20 protein-coding genes are annotated in these 23,278 nt (G+C 69.9%); 1 reads left to right on the top strand and 19 read right to left on the bottom strand.

Going from position 1 to position 23,278, the window contains the following annotated elements:
* The first annotated feature begins 150 nt into the window (after positions 1–150).
* On the top strand, positions 151–765 hold the full coding sequence (locus tag ACWDU1_RS04070; RefSeq protein ID WP_449995797.1) for a hypothetical protein: 615 nt from the start codon (positions 151–153) through the stop codon (positions 763–765).
* Between the two features lie 197 nt (positions 766–962).
* On the opposite strand, the gene ACWDU1_RS04075 is transcribed toward ACWDU1_RS04070, so the two are convergent.
* The 19 genes from ACWDU1_RS04075 to ACWDU1_RS04165 all read right to left on the bottom strand — a co-directional run bounded on the left by ACWDU1_RS04075 (position 963) and on the right by ACWDU1_RS04165 (position 23,269).
* On the bottom strand, positions 963–1,697 hold the full coding sequence (locus ACWDU1_RS04075) for an SDR family oxidoreductase (protein ID WP_449995798.1): 735 nt from the start codon (positions 1,695–1,697) through the stop codon (positions 963–965).
* A 104-nt stretch (positions 1,698–1,801) separates the two neighbouring features.
* Positions 1,802–2,695, bottom strand: a complete 894-nt coding sequence (locus ACWDU1_RS04080) for a LysR family transcriptional regulator (protein ID WP_449995799.1) — start codon at positions 2,693–2,695, stop codon at positions 1,802–1,804.
* Positions 2,696–2,739: 44 nt separating this feature from the next.
* Positions 2,740–3,657, bottom strand: coding sequence for a pyridoxal 5'-phosphate synthase lyase subunit PdxS (gene pdxS / locus ACWDU1_RS04085; RefSeq protein ID WP_449995800.1), 918 nt, complete (start codon positions 3,655–3,657; stop codon positions 2,740–2,742).
* 559 nt (positions 3,658–4,216) lie between these two features.
* On the bottom strand, positions 4,217–5,869 hold the full coding sequence (locus ACWDU1_RS04090) for a TlrC/CarA/OleB/SrmB family ABC-F type ribosomal protection protein (protein ID WP_449995801.1): 1,653 nt from the start codon (positions 5,867–5,869) through the stop codon (positions 4,217–4,219).
* 214 nt (positions 5,870–6,083) lie between these two features.
* The gene (locus tag ACWDU1_RS04095) at positions 6,084–7,142 is read right to left on the bottom strand and encodes an NUDIX domain-containing protein (RefSeq protein ID WP_449995829.1); all 1,059 of its coding nucleotides are present in this window, start codon (positions 7,140–7,142) and stop codon (positions 6,084–6,086) included.
* A complete protein-coding gene (locus tag ACWDU1_RS04100) occupies positions 7,142–8,266 on the bottom strand; it encodes a glycosyltransferase family 4 protein (RefSeq protein WP_449995802.1) in 1,125 nt (374 codons plus the stop codon). The genes ACWDU1_RS04095 and ACWDU1_RS04100 overlap by 1 nt, the downstream gene beginning before the upstream one ends.
* Positions 8,263–9,231, bottom strand: a complete 969-nt coding sequence (locus tag ACWDU1_RS04105; protein WP_449995803.1) for a phosphatidylinositol mannoside acyltransferase — start codon at positions 9,229–9,231, stop codon at positions 8,263–8,265. The genes ACWDU1_RS04100 and ACWDU1_RS04105 overlap by 4 nt, the downstream gene beginning before the upstream one ends.
* Complete coding sequence (gene pgsA, locus ACWDU1_RS04110; protein WP_449995804.1) at positions 9,228–9,896, bottom strand: phosphatidylinositol phosphate synthase; 669 nt, start codon at positions 9,894–9,896, stop codon at positions 9,228–9,230. The genes ACWDU1_RS04105 and pgsA overlap by 4 nt, the downstream gene beginning before the upstream one ends.
* Positions 9,897–10,499 (bottom strand): HIT family protein, encoded by a 603-nt coding sequence (locus ACWDU1_RS04115; protein WP_449995805.1) that lies wholly within the window; start codon positions 10,497–10,499, stop codon positions 9,897–9,899.
* A gap of 35 nt (positions 10,500–10,534) precedes the next feature.
* Complete coding sequence (gene thrS, locus ACWDU1_RS04120; RefSeq protein ID WP_449995806.1) at positions 10,535–12,607, bottom strand: threonine--tRNA ligase; 2,073 nt, start codon at positions 12,605–12,607, stop codon at positions 10,535–10,537.
* A gap of 242 nt (positions 12,608–12,849) precedes the next feature.
* Positions 12,850–13,623, bottom strand: coding sequence for a (2Fe-2S)-binding protein (locus ACWDU1_RS04125; RefSeq protein WP_449995807.1), 774 nt, complete (start codon positions 13,621–13,623; stop codon positions 12,850–12,852).
* On the bottom strand, positions 13,590–14,081 hold the full coding sequence (locus tag ACWDU1_RS04130; protein ID WP_449995808.1) for a TIGR02611 family protein: 492 nt from the start codon (positions 14,079–14,081) through the stop codon (positions 13,590–13,592). Before ACWDU1_RS04130 ends, ACWDU1_RS04125 begins: the two co-directional genes overlap by 34 nt.
* Positions 14,082–14,153: 72 nt before the next feature.
* A complete protein-coding gene (locus ACWDU1_RS04135; protein ID WP_449995809.1) occupies positions 14,154–16,454 on the bottom strand; it encodes a SulP family inorganic anion transporter in 2,301 nt (766 codons plus the stop codon).
* A 1,335-nt stretch (positions 16,455–17,789) separates the two neighbouring features.
* Positions 17,790–19,181, bottom strand: a complete 1,392-nt coding sequence (locus ACWDU1_RS04140; protein WP_449995810.1) for an AMP-binding protein — start codon at positions 19,179–19,181, stop codon at positions 17,790–17,792.
* Complete coding sequence (locus tag ACWDU1_RS04145; RefSeq protein WP_449995811.1) at positions 19,174–19,776, bottom strand: energy-coupling factor transporter transmembrane component T family protein; 603 nt, start codon at positions 19,774–19,776, stop codon at positions 19,174–19,176. The genes ACWDU1_RS04140 and ACWDU1_RS04145 overlap by 8 nt, the downstream gene beginning before the upstream one ends.
* Positions 19,773–20,453 carry an energy-coupling factor ABC transporter ATP-binding protein gene (locus ACWDU1_RS04150; RefSeq protein ID WP_449995812.1) on the bottom strand — a complete coding sequence of 227 codons (681 nt, stop codon included), beginning with the start codon at positions 20,451–20,453 and terminating at the stop codon, positions 19,773–19,775. Before ACWDU1_RS04150 ends, ACWDU1_RS04145 begins: the two co-directional genes overlap by 4 nt.
* Complete coding sequence (locus ACWDU1_RS04155) at positions 20,450–21,583, bottom strand: thiolase family protein (RefSeq protein ID WP_449995813.1); 1,134 nt, start codon at positions 21,581–21,583, stop codon at positions 20,450–20,452. The genes ACWDU1_RS04150 and ACWDU1_RS04155 overlap by 4 nt, the downstream gene beginning before the upstream one ends.
* Complete coding sequence (locus ACWDU1_RS04160; RefSeq protein WP_449995814.1) at positions 21,580–22,692, bottom strand: class I adenylate-forming enzyme family protein; 1,113 nt, start codon at positions 22,690–22,692, stop codon at positions 21,580–21,582. Before ACWDU1_RS04160 ends, ACWDU1_RS04155 begins: the two co-directional genes overlap by 4 nt.
* Positions 22,685–23,269 (bottom strand): biotin transporter BioY, encoded by a 585-nt coding sequence (locus tag ACWDU1_RS04165; RefSeq protein ID WP_449995815.1) that lies wholly within the window; start codon positions 23,267–23,269, stop codon positions 22,685–22,687. The genes ACWDU1_RS04160 and ACWDU1_RS04165 overlap by 8 nt, the downstream gene beginning before the upstream one ends.
* Between the last annotated feature and the right edge of the window lie 9 nt (positions 23,270–23,278).

Raw genomic sequence — 23,278 nt, forward strand, 5'->3', positions numbered from 1 at the left:
GCGGAAGATATCGCGCTCGAGGCGTTCGATCTCCAGCGCCTCTTCGATAGTCGCCATCCGCTGAGATTATCCCGAGCGGTCCGATTTCCCTGATTCGGTCGCGGGTAATCCCTGTCACCGCTGCCCGGCGGGACCTGCTGAGATGGTCCGGTGCCGCGCTTCACACCGATAACTCCGGATGCCCTCGCCGAGCTGCTGACCGAACGGCTGCGGCCGCGGGACGGCCATCGGGTGGTCGCCGTGGACGGCGCCGATGCCGCCGCCCCACTGGATTTCGCGCGCCGGGTGGCACGCCGGGTCCACGCCGACGGCCGGCCCGCCGATGTGGTCACGATGCACGATTTCGTCCGGCCCGCCTCACTGCGCATGGAATTCGGCCGCGACGAGATCTCCTATCGCACCGGCTGGTTCGACTACCCGGCCCTGCGGCGCGAAGTACTGGATCCGTTCCACCGCGACGGCGCCTGGCTGCCCGCCCTGTGGGACGAAACCGCCGACCGATCCGCACGGGCCCGCCCACGCACGGCGTTGCCCGCCACGGTCCTGTTCGTCGCGGGCCCCATGCTGCTGGGCCGCGCCCTGCCCTTCGACCTCACCGTCAAGCTCGACCTCACCCCCGCCGCCCTCACCCGCCGCACCCCCCGCGAGGACGCCTGGACCGTCCCCGCCCTCCTGACCCACGACCGCGACCACCCCGAGCCCCCCGACTACTTCGTCCGCTGGGACCACCCCCACCGCCCGGCCCTGCGCACCGACACCACCTGACCACCCCACACCGAGCCGAGCCCAACACCCCCCGGAAAACGGTTCGGCCCGCGTCGGCTGTCAGCACTCGAAGCGCATGCGGCGCAGCCGCGAGTCCCGAGTGCTGACAGCCGACGCTCAGTAGGGCCGAACCTCGAGCAGCGGAGCTGCTCCAAAGACACAGCCCGACCCTCCAGCAGCGGAGCTGCTCCATAGACTCAGCACAACCGGTGGCCGCCATCCGCGTGCAGGACGGTGCCGGTGATGAACGGATTGTGGATCAGGGACAGGACCGCGGCGGCGATATCCTCCGGACGCCCGATCCGCCCCACCGGCAACCTGGCCGCCATGTCACGGTGCCGCTGCACGGGGTCGCCGCCCCCGATCGACTGCCAGATCGGAGTGTCCACCCAGCCCGGTGAGATGACATTGACACGGGTGGGTGCGAGTTCGAGCGCCAAGGCGTAGGCGAGCGAGGCCAGGCTGCCGTTGACGGCGGCGACCATCGCCGACCCCGGGCCGGGCCGGTAGGCCGCGATACCCGAGGTGAACACGAGCGACCCGCCCGCGTTCAGGACGGCGTGTTTGGCCACGAGCGCGGGGCCGAACAGTTTGGTGTCGACGAGAGTGCGGGTCACGGCCGGGTCGAAGGCGCGGATCGGTGCGTACATGCCCTGGACGTCCGCGGCGGTGACCACCACGTGGTCGACCGGGCCGAGTTCGGCGAACACCGCCTCGACCTCGGTTTCGCGGGTGATGTCGAGCTGCCGGGTGTGGACCTTTCCGGGGCCGGTGGTGAGGGTCGCGGCGGCGGAGTCCAAACGGTCCGCCGACCGTCCCGCGATCACCACCTCGGCCCCCGTTCCCACCAGGGAACCGGCGAGCGCGAGTCCCATTCCCGAGCTGCCGCCGATGATGACGACCCGTTCGGGCGCTGTCGTTTCTGCTGTCATGACACCCAGCCGACCATCGGTGCGACCGCGAGTCCATGTGGTAATCGCACACCACCGTTCGCCGCCCGCTGATACCGCTGGTGGACCGCTCGCGGGTTCGGCGCTCAGGTGCCGGTGGGTGCGGTGAACACCCCGTCCGGTAGCGATTCCAGCAGGCCGCGCAGTACCGGATGACGGGTGTCGCGAGCCCACGCGGCGACGTAGGTGACGATCAGCGGACCGCCCGGGAACGGCCGCCAGACCAGATCGGGACGCCGGGCGCGAACCGAGCCCAGCCCCACCGCGTCGTCGCGGGACGGCAGCACCGACAGCATCTGGGCATGCCCGAGGACGGTCTCGCTCAGCCGCATCCGAACGTCGCGCGCCCGCAGTTCACCGAGCAGCCGGTCGTGTAACCCGGGGGCCACTTCCCGGGAGAACAGGATCAGCTCCTGATCCGCCAGCTCGCCGGGGCCCGGATTCGGCAGACCGGCCAGCGGATGGGTAGCGGCCAGCAGAATCCCGAGCTCCTCGGTGGCCACCGGCCGTTGCGCGAATGCCGCGGGTAGCGGGGCCGGGGCCCGCAGCAACGCCAGATCGACCGCGCCGGACCCCAGCAGCTGGGCCTGATCGGCGGTGGGGCCGCCGATCAGGACCGTACGGGTACCGGGCACGGCGGCCTCCGCCAGCGCACCGAATCGGGCGGGTAACCAGGGCGGGGCCCCGTTCACCAGTCCCAGCCGCAACCGCGGATCGTCGACCCCGCCCGCCCGGCGGGCCGACCGGACCGCGTCGTCGGCCGCCCGCAGCACTTCGCGCCCCGATTCCAGCAGCGCCGCACCGGCCGGGGTCATTTCGACCCGGCGGCCGCGCAGCACCAGCGGGGCGCCCAGCGCACGCTCGAGCGCTTTCATTTGCTGACTGAGCGTGGACGCGGTGATGAACAACCGCTCGGCGGCACGGCCGAAAAGCAGTTCCTCGGCGAGCACGACGAAGTACCGCAACTGCCGGAGTTCCATCCGGCGGCTACCGATTCACCGGCCCGCGCCCGGTGCCGCGACGATCACCAGCCGCGTTCGGCGAGCCGGTGCGGCTGCGGGATCTCGTCGACGTTGATGCCGACCATCGCCTCACCGAGCCCGCGCGACACCTTGGCCAGCACATCGGGGTCGTCGTAGAAGGTGGTGGCCTTCACGATCGCGGCGGCGCGCTGCTCCGGATTACCGGACTTGAAGATCCCCGAGCCCACGAAAACACCTTCGGCGCCCAGCTGCATCATCATGGCCGCGTCGGCCGGGGTGGCGATACCACCGGCGGTGAACAGCACGACGGGCAGTTTCCCGGTCTCGGCGATCTCCTTGACCAGTTCGTAGGGCGCCTGTAGTTCCTTGGCCGCGACATAGAGTTCGTCGGCGGGCAGCGTGGTCAGCCGACGGATCTCCTGCCGGATCTTGCGCATATGGGTGGTGGCGTTGGAGACGTCACCGGTACCGGCCTCGCCCTTGGACCGGATCATGGCCGCGCCTTCGGTGATCCGGCGCAGCGCCTCACCGAGGTTGGTGGCGCCGCAGACGAACGGCACCGTGAAATTCCACTTGTCGATGTGGTTGGCGTAATCGGCGGGGGTCAGCACCTCGGATTCGTCGATGTAGTCGACGCCGAGGCTCTGGAGCACCTGGGCCTCCACGAAATGCCCGATCCGGGCCTTGGCCATGACCGGGATCGAGACGGCTTCGATGATCCCGTCGATCATGTCCGGATCGCTCATCCGGGAGACGCCGCCCTGCGCGCGGATATCGGCGGGCACCCGCTCCAGCGCCATCACCGCGACGGCGCCGGCGTCCTCGGCGATCTTCGCCTGCTCCGGGGTGACGACATCCATGATCACCCCGCCCTTGAGCATCTCGGCCATACCGCGCTTCACGCGGGCGGTACCCGCCTCGCGGGTGGCGTCGGTCGGGTTGGTCTGGGGCGTGGTCACGGCAGCTCCTGTGTCTGTTGCCTCGGTCGATCCTCGATGAACACCACGATTCTAGGTGGACCGGAAATCGACCTTCATAGCCAGTGAGAGCGCACTGGACTGCTAACCACCTGGGCTTATCCGATATCGCGGAAAGACTGGACCGGAAAACACGACCGCCGGACCGGTGGAAACCGGCCCGGCGGGCAGACAGCGAAACCGAATCAGATCGGATTGACCACGAGCAGTTTCGCCCAGTACTCCGCGGCTCCGGGGCCCAGAATCGGGAGCAGGTAATCGAACAGGATGTAGGACAACGTCTTCACCTCCACACACCGAATCGACACAACTACGGTGTGTCAAACCGTCCGCGACCCTATCACGCCAGTGAGCTGCATCACAGGAGCAGCTCCGCTGCTCGAGGTTCGGCCCTCCTGAGCGTCTGCTATCGGTGCTCGAGACTCGTGGCTTCGCCACAATGCGCTTCGAGCACCGACAGCAGACGCGGGCCGAACCGTTCGTCACCCCCTCGAGGATGGCCGCCCGGGGGCGGGGCGGCCGTGAGTCGGTGGTGTTCGGGTCATGCTGTGCGCGCGGGCGGCTCGCTCGTGAACGCGCACCTTCCGTCTCGTATCTCGGTGCGGGCGCCGCGCATGCGCTCGCGCATCCGGCGATCGTGGGTGACGATCACGAGTGTGCCCCGAAAACCGGTCAACGCGTTCTCGAGTTGTTCCACCAGCGCCGGAGACAGGTGATTGGTCGGTTCGTCGAGCAGCAGCAGATCGAGCGGACCGGTGACCAGCCGGGCCAGTTCGATGCGCCGCCGCTGGCCATAGGAGAGATCCCCGATCCGCAGCCCCAGATCATCGGGGGGGAACAACCCCAGGCGCAGCAGCTCGTCGGCATGCTCCCGCGGATGCCACGGCCGGTCGGAGGCGAAGGCCTGCAATACGGTCATATCGGCGGGCCACCTCACCTCCTGCTGCCGTAGGTGGCCCACGCGACCCCGCACCCGTATCGAACCGCTGCCGGGTTCCAGTTCCCCGGCCAGTAGCCGGAGCAACGTGGTCTTGCCGGCGCCGTTCGGGCCGGTGACCAGCAGGCGTTCACCCGCCGCGAGGGTCATCTCGACGGCCTCCAACCGGCCCGGCACCCGCACGCCGGCCAGTTCGGCCACCGGCCCATCCGCACTCCGCGGGTGGGCGGCCAGATCCGGTGTGAATGTCAGCGGCTCCGGTGGCGCGGCCACCGGGTTACCGGTCAGGCGCTCGAGGCGTTCCTTCGCGTTGCGGATTCGCGCCCGTGCCCCGTGGTCCCGGCCGCGCGGACGGAAGGGCCCGGCCGCGAATACCGCCAGCGGGAGTTTGCGCGGAATGGCGTCCAGGCGCGCCACATTCGACTCCGCCAGCCTGCGGTTGCGGGCGAGCTCCAGTTTCCAGCGCTGGTGGTCCTCCGCCATCCGCTGTCGTTGCGCCGCTTTGCCGCGCAGATAACCGCCGTATCCGTTGCCGAACCGGGAGACCCGGCCGTCGGCGACCTCGAGCACCACGTCGGTGATGCGCTCGAGAAACACCCGATCGTGGGTTACCGCCACGATGGTGCCGCGGTGGCCCCGTAGGTACCGCTCGAGCCAGTCCACCGCCTCGTCGTCGAGATCGTTGGTGGGTTCATCGAGCAGCAACAGCTCCGGCGCGGCCGCGAGGGTGGCCGCCAGCGCGAGTCTGGACCGCTGCCCGCCCGACAAAGTGCCCAGCGTGCGGTCCCGTGCCAGACCCGCCAGTCCCAGTCCCGCCAGCGCGGTGTCCACGCGCTGATCGGCCCGGTAGCCGTCGCGCGCCTCGAACCTCGCCAGCAACTCCGCGTAGCGACCGAGCGCCGCTTCCGGGTGTCCCCCGGCCTCCAGCTCGATTTCCACTTCGCGCAGCCGGCTCTCCAGCTCACGGATATCGGCCAGGGCCAGATCGATTGCCTCGGCGACGGTCGCTGCCGGCGGCAGGGCGAGCGACTGGGGCAGGTAGGCGATCCCGCCGGGTACCGAAACGCAGACCTCGCCGTTGTCCGGCAGCTCCTGCCCGGCGAGCAATCTCAGCAGAGTCGACTTGCCGGACCCGTTGTCGCCGACGACTCCGACCGTCTCACCCGGCCGGATCGAGAGCGACACACGATCGAGAACGGTGCGGTCGCCGTAGCGTTTACCGACCTCGGAGAGAGTGATTCGAGCAGCGGTGAGCATGAATTCCTCCTGTCTCGGCACCGGGCCGGGATCACAAGAACCCACACGCCGGAGCGACCGGACGGAACCGGAGGGCGTGGTGGGTGGGGAGAACGCGGAGGCGCACCGAAGTGGCGCTCGACGCGTCGGGATGTGATTACAGGAAGATCAACAAAGTACCCATGAGGGGATGAAATGTATCGTCACCCGATCCGGCTGTCAATCCCTCGCCCGGTTATCTGATACTCCGCACTTCCGGGTCGGTGTCGCCGTCGGCGGCGTGGGCGGCTTCGGCGAGGAGTTCGTCGAGGTGGTAGGGGTAGACCGTTTCCCCGGCGGTGTCGAGGGCGCGGATCTCGGCGGGGTCGCACCAGCGGTTGCCGGTGATCGAGCGCTGTTCCACATAGGTCAGATCGGCGGCCTGTGGAGCGAAGTTCTGGACACGCAGGGCGAAGAACAGTTCTTCGGAGCGGATGAGGTCGCCGTTGAACGGGAACACCGCCACGCGGCGCCACAGCGGGCCGCGGAGAGCGTCCGGATCGGCGGTGTAACCGGTTTCCTCGTGTAGTTCGCGGACGGCAGCCGCGCGCAGGGTTTCGCCGGGTTCCACACCCCCGCCGACGGTGAACCAGAAGGAGACCTCGGGGATCATCGGGTCCCGGCCGCGCATGAGCAGGATGCGGTCCTTTTCGTCCAGCAGCGCCACCCGGGCCGAGACGCGGACGGTGTCGACCTCGAGGCCGGTCGCGGCGGCGGGGGTGGCGCGTTCGGCGATCTCGAAGTAGGTGGGCATGGGTGCGGTACCGCCCAGGCGCAGCCAGCGCACGGGGCGACGGGTACGCAGGGCGAGGGTGTCGCGGACCGCGTCGTTGTGGAAGCGGCGCGCGATCAGCACCCGGGCCTCGGCGTCGGCGAGCTCGGCGACCTGCTGCGGGGGCAGCCGCGCGATATCGACCGCGGACAGGGCGGTGGCCAGCTGGTTCTCGACGGTTTCTCGTTCTTCCCGGTTCGCGCGTTCGGCGCGGTCGGCGAGCACGGTGAGGCGCCGGGCCAGGTCGGCGGGGTGCCGGTCCGCGGCGGGGTCGGTGCCGGCGGAGCCCGCCAGCGAGACGGCCACGGCCCGGGACACCACGGCCCGCCGCGCCAGTGCGGCCTCGAGCGCATGCCAGGCCAGGTCGGTGCGCACGTGCAGCCGGTCGAGCCGGTTGGCGGTCGAGTAGGCCAGGGCGCCGGCCGCCACCACCACCGCGGCGATCAGGGCGAGAACGAGAACGGTGGTCGCGGAGAAGGTGATCATCCGGCCACCCGGACCCGGACGTCGCCGACCACCACGGTTTCGTAGACCCGCAGGATCTGTTCGGCCACCACCGGCCAGTCGTAGGAGCCGACCACCTGGGTCGCGGTCCGAATCAGCTCGGCGCGGCGCGCATCGTCGGTGAGCACGGTGTCGAGGGCTTCGGCCAGGGCTCCCGAATCCCCGACGGGAACCAGCAGGCCGGCGGTACCGTCACGCAGCACCCGCCGGAACGCGTCGAGCTCCCCGGCCACCACCGCGGTGCCCGCGGCCATGGCCTCGATGAGAATGATCCCGAAGCTCTCACCGCCCAGATTGGGGGCGACGTAGACATCGGCGCTGCGCATGGCCGAGGCCTTCTCCGCATCCGAGACCTGGCCCAGGAACCGCAGGTGCCCGGCGAGCCGGCCGGCTTCACGGCGCAACCGCTCCTCGTCGCCGCGGCCCACGATCAGCACCTCGACGTCGGGGTGGCGGGCGACCAGGGCGGGCAGGGCCGCCAGCAGGACCTGCATCCCTTTGCGGGGCTCGTCGTAGCGGCCGAGGAACAGCACGGTGCCACCGGGTCGCGGATAGCCGTCCAGCAGCGGCGCCCGGCGGAACGCCTGCACATCGACGCCGTTGGGAATCTCCACCGCGTCCGATCCGAGCGCTTCCACCTGCCAGCGCCGCGCCAGCTCCGAGACCGCGATCCGGCCGCTGATCTTCTCGTGATAGGGCCGCAGCACCCCCTGAAAGGTCGCGAGCACCAGCGATTTCGTGGTGGAGGTGTGGAAGGTGGCCACGATCGGGCCCTCGGCGATCTTCAGCGCCAGCATCGACAGACTGGGCGCGTTGGGTTCGTGGATGTGCAGGACATCGAAATCGTTGCTCTCGATCCAGCGGCGGATCCGGGTGTAGGCCGTCGGCCCGAAGGACAACCGGGCCACCGACCCGTTGTAGGGGATGGCGACCGCACGTCCCGCCGACACCACGAAATCGGGCAGTTCGGTGGTCTCCGACGCCGGCGCCAGCACGCTCACCTTGTGGCCGCGCTCCAGGAAGACCTGCGCCAGCTCCACCACATGTGCCTGTACGCCGCCGGGAACATCGAAACTGTACGGACACACCATCCCGATTCTCATGGTGTGCGCTCGCCCCCGGCTTCCAGCGACTGCGGGTCACGGCGGGCCTGTTCGGCGGCTATCCGGTCCAGCCGGGCCTCGGACAGATCGGTCTCCCACAGCGGCTGCAACATATGCCAGTCGGCGGGATGGGCGGCGATACCCTCGGCGAAACAATCGGCCAGATCCTGCGTGGCGGCGGCGACCCCGGACGAGACGTCGAGCGGTTCCCGGGTCTGCACCACCCAGCTCTCCCGTCCCGCGTCGGCGGTGAACCACACATGCACCGGCATCAACGCGGCGCCCGTATCGATGGCCAGTTTCGCCGCACCCGCCGGCATCCAGGTGCGCTCGCCGAAGAAGGTCACCGGAACCCCGCGACCGGTGAGGTCGCGCTCGCCCATCAGGCAGACGATCCGGTTCTCCCGCAACCGCCGCGCCAGCGTCGCGAAGGGTGGCTGTTCACCACCGGTCAGCGGGAAGACCTCGAAGCCCAGGCTCTCCCGGTAGGCCACGAAACGCTCGAACAGCGATTCCGGCTGCAGCCGTTCCATCACCGTGGTGAAGGTGCCGTAGTTCTGCGCCAGCCAGGTCCCGGCCATATCCCAGTTGCCCGAATGCGGCAGCACGAACACTATGCCGCGGCCCCGGGCCAGCGCGGCGTCGAGATGCTCGCGCCCGTCGACCCTGATACGACCGGATGCCACGAGTTCGGCGTGGTCCATCGTCGGCAGTCGGAACGCTTCCCGCCAATACCGGGCGTAGGACCGCATACTCGCCCGGATCAGGTCGGCGGGTACCTCGTCGGGGGTCGTGCCGAGTACCCGGGCGAGGTTGCGCCGCAACTGGATCGGGCCGCCCTTGCGTGCGGCGAAATCACCGCCGCGGTCGAACAGCGTCCGCGCCGCGGGCTCCGGCAGGGCGCGCACCAGCCGCCAGCCCGCCGCGTAACCGCGATCGCTGAGCTCGGACCGCCAACCACTCACTTCGACTGCTCCGTATCCGCACGCGGGCCGCCCAGGATCTCCCGGGCGCCCGGTGAATTGCGCACTGCCAGTACTCGCTGGCCCACCGTCACGATGCTGAGCACCGCCAGAATCCACATGGCCACATGCACCGCCCAGGTGAGCCAGCCGATACCCCAGTGCCCCCCGATACCGGTCAGCCCGGCGCCGACCAGCACGATCACCAGGCGGTCCGGGCGTTCGATGAGCCCGCCGTCCGCGGAGAGCCCGCTGGCCTCGGCCCGCGCCTTGGCGTAGGAGATCACCTGCGAGGTCACCAGCACCACGAGGGTGGCGACGAACAGCGGTTTGCTCTGCTCGTGGTACACCGCCCACCAGGCCAGGCTGCCGAAGATGGCGCCGTCGGCGACGCGGTCGCAGGTGGCGTCGAGTACCGCGCCGTAGCGGGTGCCGCCGCCGCGGGCCCGGGCCATGGCGCCGTCGAGCATGTCGAACATGACGAACAGCCAGATCAGCATGGTTCCCCAGAACAGATGCCCGGTGGGGAACAGGGTGACCGCGGCCGCGATCGAGGCGGCGGTGCCGATGAGGGTGACGGCGTCCGGAGTGAGGCCCGTGCCGACCAGGGCCTTACCCAGTGGGGCGGTGGCCTTGGCGAAGGTCGCCCGCCCGAAGATGCTCAGCACCTACACGTCCTCCCAGGCCGAGGCCAGCAGCGCCCGCGTCTCCCGCAGCAGCTGCGGCATCACTTTGGCCCCGCCGATCACCGTGATGAAATTCGCGTCCCCGCCCCAGCGCGGCACGATGTGCTGATGCAGGTGATCGGCCAGCGATCCGCCCGCGACCCCGCCGAGGTTGAGTCCCACGTTGAAACCATGCGGGCGCGACACCTTCTTCATCGTGCGGATCGCGCGCTGCGTGAACTCCATCAGTTCGCCGGCTTCGGCGACGGTGAGATCCTCGAGGTTCGCGACCCGGCGGTACGGGACCACCATCATGTGGCCCGGGTTGTACGGGTACAGGTTCAGCACCGCGTACACCTGCTCGCCACGCGCGACCACCAGCCCGTCCTCATCGGACATCGTGGGAATATCGGTGAACGGATGCCCGGTCGCACCCTTGGGCGCGGTGGTGGCGGCTTCGGCGATATAGGACATCCGGTAGGGCGTCCACAGCCGCTGCAACCGATCCGGTTCGCCCGCACCGCGATCGACGATATCGCCGTGTCCCGCGGCCACGCCGGTCTCGGCCGATCCGGTCAGCCCGTCCGGCGCTGTGCGCTCACTCATGCTGCATTCCCTTTCCCGCCCGGGCCGACCCGGCATCACTCGGGCGCACCGCCGGCGCCGTCCACCAGGGGGCGGACCGTATCGGCGGTCGGCGAGGTGTTGTCGCGTCGCCGGACCCAGTCCGCGACCACGCGCACCGCGTCGTCCACCGCCACCCCGTTGACCTGCGTTCCGTCCCGGAAGCGGAAGCTCACCGCACCCGCTTCGACATCCCGGGCCCCGGCCAGCAGCATGAACGGCACCTTCTGGGCGGTGTGGTTGAAGATCTTCTTCTGCATCCGGTCGTCGCCGCGGTCCACCTCGGCGCGGACTCCGGCCGCTCGCAGCCGGCCCACCACCCCGTCGAGATGTTCGACGAAGGTGTCGGCCACCGGGATACCCACCACCTGTACCGGTGCCAGCCAGGCCGGGAACGCGCCGGCGTAGTGCTCGGTGAGCACGCCGAAGAAACGCTCGATCGAACCGAACAGCGCGCGATGGATCATCACCGGGCGTTTCTTGGTGCCGTCGGAGGCGGTGTACTCGAGTTCGAACAGATCCGGTTCGAAGAAATCGAGCTGGATGGTCGACATCTGCCAGTTGCGGCCGAGGGCGTCCCTGGTCTGCACCGAGATCTTCGGACCGTAGAAGGCGGCGCCGCCCGGGTCGGGTACAAGTTCCAGCCCGGAGGCCTCACCCACCTGACGCAGGGTGGCGGTGGCCTCGTCCCACAGTTCGTCGGAGCCGACATACTTGTCCGGATCCTTGGTGGACAGTTCCAGGTAGAAATCGTCGAGGCCGTAGGCCTTCAGCAGATCCAGCACGAACCGCAGGGTGGTGGTGAGTTCCTCGACCACCTGCTCCTGGGTGCAGTAGAGATGCGCGTCGTCCTGGGTGAAACCGCGGGCCCGGGTCAGCCCGTGCACCACGCCCGATTTCTCGTAGCGGTACACCGACCCGAATTCGAACAGCCGCAGCGGCAGTTCCCGGTACGACCGGCCGCGGGACCGGTAGATCAGGTTGTGCATCGGGCAGTTCATCGGTTTGAGGTAGTAGTCCTGCCCCGGTTTGCGTACGGCGCCGTTCTCGTCGAGTTCGGCGTCCAGATGCATGGGCGGGTACATCCCGTCGGCGTACCACTCGAGGTGCTTGGAGGTCTCGAACAGATGCGCCTTGGTGATATGCGGGGTGTTGACGAACTCGTAGCCCGCCTCCACGTGCTGCTGCCGCGAGTAGTCCTCCATCTCCTTGCGGATGATGCCGCCTTTGGGATGGAAGACCGGCAGGCCCGACCCCAGTTCGTCGGGGAAGGAGAACAGGTCCAGTTCCACGCCGAGTTTGCGATGGTCGCGCTTCTCCGCCTCGGCCAGCATGTGCAGGTACTCGTCCTGCGCCTCGGCCGATTCCCAGGCGGTGCCGTAGATGCGCTGCAGGCCCTCGCGGTTCTGGTCGCCCCGCCAGTACGCCGCCGAACTGCGGGTCAGCGTGAAGGCCGGAATGAACTTGGTGGTGGGGATATGCGGACCCCGGCACAGATCGCCCCACACCCGTTCGCCGGTGCGCGGGTCGAGATTGTCGTAGATGGTCAGCTCGTTACCGCCGACCTCCATGATCTCCGGATCATCGATTCCGGATTTGTCGCCGATCAGCTCGAGTTTGAACGGCTCCTTGGCCAGTTCGATCCGCGCCTGGTCCACCTCGACCACCCGGCGGGCGAACCGCTGCGCGCCCTTGACGATCTTCTTCATCCGGGATTCCAGCTTGACCAGATCCTCGGGAGTGAAGGGCCGGTCGACCCGGAAGTCGTAGTAGAAACCGTCCTTGATGGGCGGGCCGATACCGAGCACCGCCTCGGGGAACTCCTGCTGCACCGCCTGGGCCAGCACATGCGCGGCGGAATGCCGGATCACACTGCGGCCGTCCTCGGTGTTCGCGGCGACCGGGGTGACCTCGGTGTCCACCTCGGGGATCCAGGACAGATCCTTGAGGGCGCCGGCGGCGTCCCGGACCACGACCACGGTATCCGGGCCCTTGGTCGGCAGGCCCGCCTCTCGCACCGCCGCGCCCGCCGTAGTCCCGGCAGGCACCCGGACGGGGGTGACTGGGCTGCGGGGGGCTGTGGTGGTCACGGTGCGCTCTCCTCGGGTCTCCGCGGCCGGGTATTCCGGCTCGCTCAGGGCTCGGAGGGCCACAGCGCGCCGGCTGCTCCGGCTCTCCTGACGGCTCCTCCATCTTCGTCAACCGGGCACAGCCCGGCGGCGACCATGCTATCGGCACCGCCGCCCGCACGTGTCGATGGACCGGGCGAGATCATCCGCGCGGTCCGCGCCTGCGCCCGCAGTGTCACGACGGCGACCGCGGGACGGGCGTGTCACCCCCGCCGCGTGTAGTCGGCGAGCAGCGCTTCGCGCTCCTCGGGCCGCCGTTTGGGGCAGCTCACGCATTTCTCGCAGCCGGGTGCCTCGTACACCAGGCAGCACGACGCCCGCCGGACGAAGGTCCGCCCGGCGACCTCCACGAACCGCGGTTCGGGCAGTTCGGTGCCCATGGCGTCGGCCAGCCGCCGCCCGACCCCCGGATCCCCGGCGTCGACCGCCCAGCTCGCGATCACATCGGTGACCACCGCCCACAGCGCGGGCTCGCGCACCCCGGAAACGGCGGCGAGACGATCGATGACCGCCCCGAGGGTTGCCCGCAGCGCCGCCGCGACCTCCGCCGTATCGGCGGTCACATCCGCGCGTTCCGCGTCGGCCCGGCCCGGCCCGGCCGTACCGGCCGGCTCCCCACCGGCCTCGCCCACCCGGCCTGTCCCGGCCGTAACGCTCGCCGGCACCCGGGCCGGGCCCGGCGGACGCGCGGCGGGGCGCAGCAGGACTCGCTCGACCGATCCGTCGGCGCGCAGGGTCAGTTCCAGTCGGTCCAGCGTCGGCTCCGGAATCGGCCGCTGCCGCGCCAGCGCCCCGACCACCTGCTCGACCAGCGCGGAGGCCGTCATACACCACCACAGCGTGGCGCCCACCCGCATCGAATCGGTCCGCCAGGAGGCGTTGAGGTCCGCGATCCGCGCGGCCAGCCACGCGTCGTCGACGAGCATCCGCCCCCGCACCGGGTTCACGACATCAGGGGACTGCGCAACCACTGCCATTCGACTCCGATCCAGTCGCCGACCAATCCGAACGTTCCGAGCACCCACAGGGTGGCCACGACCACCGCGCAGGTCGCCAGGAACGCCAGGACCTGCATCAGCGGACCGCGGGAGATGTACCAGGCCATACCTCGGCGGTACTTGTCCCGCAGCCACACCAGCGCGCGTCTCGCCACCGCGAATTCGGTGGCGAGAATGCCGATACCGGCGAATACCAGGGCCCAGCCGGGGCCCGGGAACGGGATGGTGATGACACCCACGACCAATACCGCGGTGCCGACCACCGCCACCCCGACCCGGTAGCCGAGTTCGAGGGTAGGACGCCGGGCGATCCGGTCCCGGTAGGCGCGCCAGAAATGCGGCGCGGACCGGTGTTCTCCGCCCCTGTCCCCGGGCTCACCACGTTGCGGGGTCTGCGCGCCGGGGGTGTTGTCGACGGTGTCGGAACGGTTCTCCACAGCCACCAGCCTACGAGCAGGCACCGATGGGCCCGCCGCGATCGGCCGGGACCGATCGCGGCGGGCGGCTCGTCACTTCCCGGCGGATGCCGTTTCCCGATGCTGCAGCTGTTCCATCAGGCCCTCGTTCTCCTCGATCGGCGCGATTCCGTCGACGCGCACCTCGAGCACCCGCGCACTGGCGATATCGAAGAACAGACCGGACACGGTGACCCCGCGCTCTTCCACCGCCCGCGCGACCGCCGGATGGCGCCGCAGATTCTCCAGCTGCACCGCGATATTCACCATGCTGAGCTGCTCCACCGCGCCGTAACCCGCGGCTTCGGCGGCCCGCCCGACCGCATGCCCGGCCCGGTAGCGCGCCAGGCTGGGCCGGCCGTGTTCGAGCCAGCGGTCGATACCCGGCCCGGCCGATTCACCGGAGTGCAGGGCTCCCATCGCCCCGCAGGAGGAGTGCCCGCACACCACTACCGAGCGGACATTCAGTTTCTCCAGCGCGAACACCAGGGCCGCCTCGACCGACGCGTCGCCGTGTTCGGGCACCAGGTTACCGACATTGCGGACGGTGAACAGATCGCCCGGGCCGCTGTTGGTGATCACGTTCGGCACGATCCGGGAGTCCGAGCAGGTCAGGAAGAACGAATCCGGGTCCTGTCCGTTACGCAGTTCGTCCAAGTGCGGCCGCATCACATGGGCGTGGCTGCGGTGGTAGGCCGCGATCCCGTTCACCAGCGGATCGCCACCCGTTTCGGTGTTCTCGTCCGAACCGTTGCGCCCGAACCGCCACGGGCCGAGCACATCGTCGAGCACCACCCGGCCGGTGCTGCGGGAGGGCGGGGCCGTCTCGGCGTTCTCCATCCGGGCGGTGCCGATCTCCACGAAGTCGACCGTCCCGCCGTTGCTCTCGTGCTGGCGCGTCCAGTCCTTGATGGCGTCGTAGGCGGCGTGATCGAGGAAATCCACCGTCATCTCCACGGTCACCGCGGCGCCCTGCGGCACTTTCGCGAAAGTGGACGACAGTTTCGGCAGCGACAGGAAGGTGCACGAACCGTCGATCCGCACCAGCCAGCGATCGGTGCCACCGAGTTGTTCGGCATCGACTGTCACCCGCACCACCCGCCAGATCAGTAGCGCGAAGGCCAGCGCCAGACCGATGAGGACGCCCTCGAGCAGATTGAGGAACACCACCGCGGCCAGGGTCACCGCGTAGACGAGCAGATCACCGGTGCGGTGCGCGAGCCGGATATGGGCGAGCTTCACCAGCTGGACGCCGATGACGATCAGCAGACCGGCCAGCGCCGCCAGCGGGATCTGCTCCACCAGGGAGACCAGGGCCACCGAGAAGACCAGCAGCCACACGCCGTGCAGGACCGCCGAGGCACGACTACGCGCGCCCGCCGCCACGTTGGTGGAACTGCGCACGATGACGCCGGTGACCGGGAGTCCGCCGAGCAGACCCGACAGCACATTCGCCGAACCCTGGCCGATCATCTCGCGGTCGAAATCGGCGCGCGGCCCGGTGTGCATCTTGTCGATGGCCACGGCCGACAGCAGGCTTTCGACACTGGCGATGAGCGCGAAGGTCAGGATCATGATCGCGACACCCGCCCAGTCGCCGCGGGGCAGTTCGGGCAGGCCGATCGCGTCGAACAGCGAACCGTCGATGGTGACCCGTTTGACGTCCAGGGAGAACGCCAGCGAGACGAGGGTGGCCACCACGATCGCGGCCAGCGCGCCCGGCACCACCTTCACCCGCTCCGGAAGGTATTTCCAGCCCAGCATGATGGCGATCACCAGCCCGCCCAACAGGGCCGCGGGACCGTGCATGGACATGATCTGGGCGGGCAGTTCGGTGATGTTGGACCAGGCCGTGCTGTTGGATTCACCACCGAGCAGCACGTGCAACTGCTGCAGCGCGATGGTGACGCCGATACCGGCGAGCATCGCGTGCACCACCACCGGCGCCACCGCGAGCGCGGCCCGCGCGATCCGGCTCAAACCGAACAGGATCTGCAGGACACCCGCGGCCACAACGATGAAACAGGTGGTCCGCCAGCCGAATTGGTTGATGGATTCGGCGACGATCACGGTCAGGCCGGCGGCCGGGCCGCTGACCTGCAGGACCGAACCGCCGAGGGAACCGGCCACGATACCGCCGATGACGGCGGCGATGAGACCGGCGGCCACGGGGGCGCCGGAGGCGATCGCGATACCGATCGACAGCGGTAGCGCGACCAGGAAGACCACGATCGATGCCGGTACGTCGTGGCGCAGGATCGAGGTCAGTCGGTTTCGGGATCCGGACCCGGTCGGATGTTCAGCGGGGTCCGAACCAGATTGTGACACAGGGGCATTCGGACTCTTGGTTGCCATCGTTCTCCTTCGCCGACTCGGCCGGGGCCGAGGTCGGTTGACGATCAATATGTCCAGTCGGGCACAGACCGCGAACCGGCATCTCGCGGTGAAGTAGGTCCTCGGCACGGCAACGGGCCGAGCATTAAACCTTCACCATAGTATTGGTAAAGGTTAAGCAAAGCCTGAGAGGGCACCTCCACTACTGGTGATAGCTGGTCCGGAACTGCGCCGTCCGGTTGCGTAGAGCTCGAACATCGCTGGAAAACGCTGCAGAGCAAGAGATTACGAGCCGACGAGCAACACCTGAACGGATGGCCGGAACCCGGTGGCCATCGGTGTCCCGACTGTCCGGAACGCTGTTCGTCAACTCCTCTTATAGTAAAGAACTACCCAAACTTGGCAACAGGTGTTCTGAGACGAAAACGACAATCGCTACATAACCGCAACGTGTCACTGCCGGATAACGCCGTTGTTCGGCGCGCACCGCGACGGGCGCGAAAACCCGGATTCCCACTGGTCCGGACCGTGCCGCGCCACAGTGCCCGACGTCCGGCGGATATGGCACTGACCAGCGAGTTCGATAACCGGAACCGGCCAGATGTGGCCCATGTCATCGGACGCCCACACCGCCATCGGACGGGACGGCGGCCACGGCGGCCCGGCCGTCGAGGACCGTGTCACAACCCTTCCCGCGGCCGCGCGGCGTTCCCGGCAAGCTCCCCGGAAACGCCGGGCACCGGTATCCTTCCGGGTGTGTCGGAACGGGGAATCGAGTCGCGGCCGGACGCCCACGATCCCAAACGGGTGAAGCTGACAGCCGGTCTGCCGGAGGGGATTTCCCGCGCCGAGATCAGCTATCGGAGCCACGGCGGACTGCGCGGCACGCGGGAGGTACGCCGCTCGGACGCGGAATTCGCCCAACTGCGAACGGCCACCGGCGGCTACGACAATTACCTCGGCGAACCCCGGCGGCTGACCTTGCCGCAGGCGCGGCAGTACATCGAGCGGGTACGTGCACGAATCGAGCGGCAGGACAACGAGATCCGGCTGCGGCGAGCCGCCGTCGATCTCACCTGTCCCTGGTGCGCCCGGGAGCGCACCTACCTCGGCGCCCACGGTTTCATCACCGGTGTGGCCGGGATCCTCACCGAGCACCCCGCGGAATGGGGCCAGGAGCTGTTCCATCAGCACGCATACCGTTGTGACGGTTGCGGTTCCATGCAGTACTTCGCCGACGGCTTCCTCGACCATCCGCTAGCCGGCCGCTCGCGCCCGCGCCGGGCGAGTCCACCGATGAGCACCGCGCGGACGACGGGGCACAACCGCCGCAGCGGCTCGAACACCCGTGACCCCTCAACCGCCGGAAGCGGTTTCCCGGCCGATGCGGTCGATCAGCGCGGGACGGTCGAGCTTTCCGCGGGCCGTCCGCGGGAGGCCGTCCAGCGACAGGATCCGTGCCGGGACGCTGGGAGCCGGCAGGCTCGCGCGCAGGCGGCGCCGTATCTCGTCGGTATCGGCCGCACCCCGTTCGAGCACGACGGCCGCCACCGGAATCTGACCCCACCGGTCGTCGGGGATCCCCACGCAGGCCGCTTCGGTCACGCCCGGTATCGCGGTGAGCGCGGCCTCCACCGCGGCCGGCTCGACATTGAGCCCGCCGCGGATGAGTACATCGCCCTCCCGGCCGAACAGCCGCAGCCGCCGACCGTCGAGTGCGCCCCGGTCGCCCACGGTCACCCAGCCGCCGACCGGCCCGTCCGTCACCCCGTGCGCGCCGAGATAGCCGCGGAAAACCATATCGCTGCGCACATGGACGAGTCCGCCGCGAATCTCGACGTCCACGCCGTCGAACAACTCGCCCACGGCGTCCGCGCCGTCATCGCCCGACCCGCGGTCGAAGGAGACGAAACTCAGCTCGGACGCGCCGTAGAAATGAGTCAGCCGGGCCTCGGGCAGCACCTCCCGCAAGGCGGCGCGCCCGTTGGCGGGCCAGCGCGCGGCCGAGGACAGCACCTCCCGCACTCCCGGGATCGGGCCCGTGCCCGACCGCACCACATCCCAGGCGACGGTGGGCACCGAATACAGATGCGTCGCACCGTCGCGCAGCGATTCGGCGACCGGCCGGAGATCGGCGGTCGCGCCGCGGGTGAGGGCGTGCAGCGCGCCGTAGAGGAAATGGGTGTGATCCAGGACGCCGGGTACCGCGACCCGGTCACCGGCCGCGATATCGAAGGTGGCGTCGGAACGGTCCAGGGTGGCCGCCCACGACGCCTGATCGCGCACGAAGAGTTTGGGGTCCCCGGTGGTACCGGAGGTGATTCCGGCCAGCAGTTCGGAATCGGGATCGGCCCGTCCCGGAGGTCCGGCCGCTTCCAGATCCGCCGCGGTCCCGAGGTGCCCGGAGTAGCCCAGGCGCCGCAACCGGCGCTGCCCGCCGGGCGCGCAGATCACGGCCTCCGGCCGGGCGTGGGTCATGACCAGGCGTAGCTGCGCCGGGATCAGGTGCCGGTGCAGCAGCACGACACTCACTCCGGCCCGCATCGCCGCGACCACGGCCACCAGCGAATCGATATCCGACGTCGGCAGTACCGCCACCCGGGTCATACCGGACAGCCCGGCCGCCACCCGGGTCACGCGGTCCCAGAACAGGCGATAGTCGACGGTTGCGCCGGCGGCCACCACCGCGGTCCGGCTGGGGTCGCGAGTGGCCGCGCGGGCGATGCGGCCGGCGAGCAGATCACTCATCGTCGACCCCGCGGGCCACCAGCGCCTCGCCCATCGCGTCGGCGGTCCGCAGTGATCGCACCAGCACCGGAGTCACCAGCGCGGTCACCGACCACTGCACCCCGCGGGCCCGCCGGGCATCGGCGACCTCCCGCACGATCTCGGCGAGCAGCGGCACACAGCGGATGGCCAGGGTCAGCAGCAATCCCACCCGCTCGGGGTTCACACCGATCCGCCGCAGCGGTCCGAGCGCGCGGGTCACCGCGTCCAGCAGATCGGTGACCCGGGTCGTCAGGGTGACCAGCGCGGCCAGCGCCACCGATACCAGCAGCAGACCGCACACCACGATCGCCCGGGCCGGAGAAGTCGTCAGCACCTGGAAGACCGCGATGAGCGCCAGCATCCACAGCACCGGCCGCAACTGGGCCACGGCGGTACGCCACGGGATCCGGGCCAGCGCGAACAATCCGGCCACCACCACGGCGACGACTCCCAGTTGCGCCGGTGACCGGACGAACAGGGTCGCGGCCACGATGCCCACCAGCAGCAGGACCAGTTTCACACCCGCCGGAATCCGGTGCACGGGTGAGTTCCGGGCGAGGTAGAGCCCGATCACCCGATCAGCTCCCGGTAGGCGGGCACCGCCGCGGCCGGATCACCATCGAAGGCCACCGCGCCGTCGTCGATCACGATGACCCGTTCGAAACTGTCCAGCAGCGAGAGCTGGTGGGTCACCACGATCACCTGCTGGTCCACCGAGTCCAGCGCCTCCGCGATACGGCGCGCGTTACGCAGGTCCAGCAGCGTGGTGGGCTCGTCGGCGACGATCACCTCCGGTCGCCGGATCAGTACCGCGCCGAGCGCCAGCAGCTGTTTCTGGCCGCCCGACAGGAGATGGGAGGGGTGGTCGGCGTGCCCGGCGAGCCCGAATCGGTCCAGGATCTCCGCGACGCGAGCCGCGACCTCGGGTTTGCCCAGACCGCTGCGGCGTAGCGAGAACGCCAAGTCCTCGGCGACCGTCGGCATGACGATCTGGGTATCGGGGTCGGTGAACACGAACCCCACCTTGCGGCGCACCCGGCCGCCCTTGCGGGCGACATCGAGGCCGTCCACGGTGACGGTGCCGGCGGCCGGAGTCAGCAAACCGTTGATCATCCGGGCCAGGGTGGACTTCCCCGATCCGTTGGCGCCGATGATGCCGACCCGCCGCTCGGTGATACGCAGATCGATATCGCGCAGCACCCGGCGCTCACCGAACGCGTGGTTCACCGCGTCGAAGACGATCTCGCTCACAGCACCCGCTCCACCAGTACCGCGATCCCCTGCCCACCGCCGATGGCGCAGGCCGCCAGCCCCAGCCGCGGGCCGTCCGGACGCAGCATCCGGGCGGCCAGCCGCACCAGCAGCACCGCACCCGACGCGCCCCATGGGTGGCCCATCGCGATCGCCCCGCCGTCGGGGCAGATCAGATCCTCGTCCAGCCCGAGTTCGTCGGATACCGCCAGCACCACCGAGGCGAACGCCTCGGTCATCTCCACGACGCCGAGATCCTCCACCCGGCGATCGGCGCGCCGCAGCACCGCCCGGATCGCCGGCGCCGGGCCCAGTCCCGGTAGAGCCGGATCCGAGCCCGCCACCGCGCAACCGATCACCCGCAGCGCGGGCATACCGGCCGCGACCGCCAGCCGCTCGGTCGTCACCGCCACGAACGCGGCACCGTCGGAGATTCCGCAGGAGTTGCCCGCGGTCGCCGTACCGTCGGTCCCGAAACTCGGCCGCAACCGCGCCAGGCGCGCCGCCGTCATCCCGGACCGGATGCGCTGATCCTGTGCCAATCCGCCCACGGGCACGATCTCGGCCGTGAAATCGGCGGCCGCGGCCCGGGTATGCGATCGCGCCGCGTAGTCGTCCTGCCGTTGCCTGCCGATACCCCGGAGCCGGGCGAGATCATCGGCGGCCACGCCCATATCGGGATCGGGAAAACCCTCCGGCGCGAACGGCGCGCGCGTATAACGCACCGGTTCGGCCGCACCGGACGGCGGCCAGAACCGCCACGGCGCGGTACTGGCCGATTCGGCGCCACCCGCCAGGATCAGTTCGTCCCAGCCGCTCCGTATCCGCAGCGCCGCCTGCATCACCGCATCCAGCCCGGACCCGCACTGCCGGTCGACGGTCACCCCGGGGACCTCGGTCCCCAGTCCGGCCCGCAGGGCCGCGATCCGGGCCGGGTCTCCGCCGGGCCCCAGGCAGTTGCCCAGAACGACATCGTCGACCGGCACGCCGATCCCCGCCGCGCGCACGCTATCGGCGACCGACCGCAATACGGGTGCCGCCAGATCCGTGACGGTCAGCTCCGCGAGCCCGTGACCGGCGGTACCGATGGGCGTCCGCCGCGCGGCGACGAGAACGGGTTCCGGGTTCATGCCAGCAACTCCCGCAACCGCCCGCGCGCGAGTTTGCCGGCGGCCGTGACGGGCAGTTCGCCGACGGTGACCCAGCGCCGGGGCATCGCCTCCTTCGCCAGGACCCGGCGCGCCCGCCGACGGACCTCGGCCACCTCGACCCCGTCCAGGCGGACCGCCGCCGTCACCGTTTCACCGAATACGGCATGTTCGGACCCGATCACGGCGACCGCCACCACGCCGTCGATCCCCGCGATCGTGCGCTCCACATCCTCGGCGACGACGGTGGTGCCGCCGACATTGATCACCGCTTCGCCCCGTCCGCGCACCCGCAACTCCCGGTCCGCGCCGAGTTCGGCCACATCGCCCACGCCCAGCCAGTCCGGCGCACCGAGCACGGTGTACGGGGACCTGACCTCGAGCAGGCCGTCGCGGATCCGCGCGTCGACCGCGCTCAGCAGCCGCAGCGGTTCGGGTATCTCCCGCGCGGCGACCAGGGAGGCCTCGGAGGATCCGTAGTATTCGACGACCCGCAGGTGGCGGGCGGCGCGCAGGGCGCCCGGATCTGGGGCTATCCCGGCCACCACGGCCGTGCGCAGGCGCGGGGCCCGGTCCACGATCTCACGCAGTACGGCGGGTACCGCGTGGGCCACGGTGGCCCGGGCGGGATCGCCGGTGACGCAGGCCCCGCGCCACAACGTGTGCAGCGCGCCGAAGAGGTGCATGGTCGCGTGCAGTGGGCCGGTCAGCAGCACCCGGTCCGTCGGGACCACCCCGGTGATCGCGGTGAACTCGGGAAAACTGTCGTACCAGGACGCGGCGGTCCGGGCGAGGGCCCGCGGACGGCCGGTGGAACCGGAGGTCGCGACCAGCAGAAACGCTCCGGCCGGGGGCGCGCCGATCCGGTCCGGACGTGCCGCCGGGTTCTCGACGATCACCGGCAGTCCCCGGCGGGCGGCGGCGCAGATGTGGATCAGCGCTTCGCCGGGGGGCAGGCCGGAGACGTCGTACCGGCCACCGACGGGTTCGGTGCGGGCGATCTCGCGGTCGAGTTCCCCATAGGTGAGGGTGCGGTCGTCGAGGTCGAGGGCCGGGTCGCCGGCGGCGCCGCCGAGTTCCCGGCTAACCACCGATCAGCCCCGGGTACGCGCGATGCACACCCTTGGCCACCACTGCGGCCACGACGACCTTCAGCAGATCACCGGGGATGTAGACCCCGTTCGCGCCGATCGCCTCTCGCAGGCCGAAGTCGGTGCGCAGGAGCAGGCCCAGTGTCCCGAAGAAGTAGATCACCAGCAGACCGCCGAAGGCGTTGATCGCCAGCGCGGGCACCAGCGGATACTTCGGCAGGATGCGAGCCGTCAGCAGGCCGATGACGAAGGCGGCCGGAATCCAGCCGACCAGGTAGCCCGCACTCGGACCCGCCAGTGCGGTGAGCCCGGTCCGCCCGCCGGACAGCAACGGCAGGCCGATGAGCGTGAGCGCGATGAACACCGCGACCGCCGCCGTGCCCTTGCGGGGTCCCAGAATCGCGCCCGCCAGGATCACACCCAAGGTCTGCAGGGTGATCGGCACACCGCTGAAGCTCACCGTGATCGCGCCCGGAAGCCCGAGCGCGGCGATCAGCGCGGCGAAGACCGCGATCTGCGCCATATCCCGCGCCGTGGTGCGGGTCCTCGGCGCCCGCGAATCCTCGACCCCGTCCATGACGCATCC

It is taken from the genome of Nocardia sp. NPDC003345 (genome assembly GCF_053589395.1).

Excerpts from the sequence above, each read along its gene's own strand:
- ACWDU1_RS04100 (WP_449995802.1), bottom strand. The coding sequence starts at position 8,266 with ATGAGAATCGGGATGGTGTGTCCGTACAGTTTCGATGTTCCCGGCGGC.
- ACWDU1_RS04135 (WP_449995809.1), bottom strand. The coding sequence starts at position 16,454 with ATGGCAACCAAGAGTCCGAATGCCCCTGTGTCACAATCTGGTTCGGAC.
- ACWDU1_RS04155 (WP_449995813.1), bottom strand. The coding sequence starts at position 21,583 with ATGAACCCGGAACCCGTTCTCGTCGCCGCGCGGCGGACGCCCATCGGT.
- ACWDU1_RS04125 (WP_449995807.1), bottom strand. The coding sequence starts at position 13,623 with ATGGCAGTGGTTGCGCAGTCCCCTGATGTCGTGAACCCGGTGCGGGGG.
- ACWDU1_RS04115 (WP_449995805.1), bottom strand. The coding sequence starts at position 10,499 with ATGAGTGAGCGCACAGCGCCGGACGGGCTGACCGGATCGGCCGAGACC.
- ACWDU1_RS04075 (WP_449995798.1), bottom strand. The coding sequence starts at position 1,697 with ATGACAGCAGAAACGACAGCGCCCGAACGGGTCGTCATCATCGGCGGC.
- ACWDU1_RS04165 (WP_449995815.1), bottom strand. The coding sequence starts at position 23,269 with ATGGACGGGGTCGAGGATTCGCGGGCGCCGAGGACCCGCACCACGGCG.
- ACWDU1_RS04080 (WP_449995799.1), bottom strand. The coding sequence starts at position 2,695 with ATGGAACTCCGGCAGTTGCGGTACTTCGTCGTGCTCGCCGAGGAACTG.
- ACWDU1_RS04090 (WP_449995801.1), bottom strand. The coding sequence starts at position 5,869 with ATGCTCACCGCTGCTCGAATCACTCTCTCCGAGGTCGGTAAACGCTAC.
- ACWDU1_RS04140 (WP_449995810.1), bottom strand. The coding sequence starts at position 19,181 with ATGAGTGATCTGCTCGCCGGCCGCATCGCCCGCGCGGCCACTCGCGAC.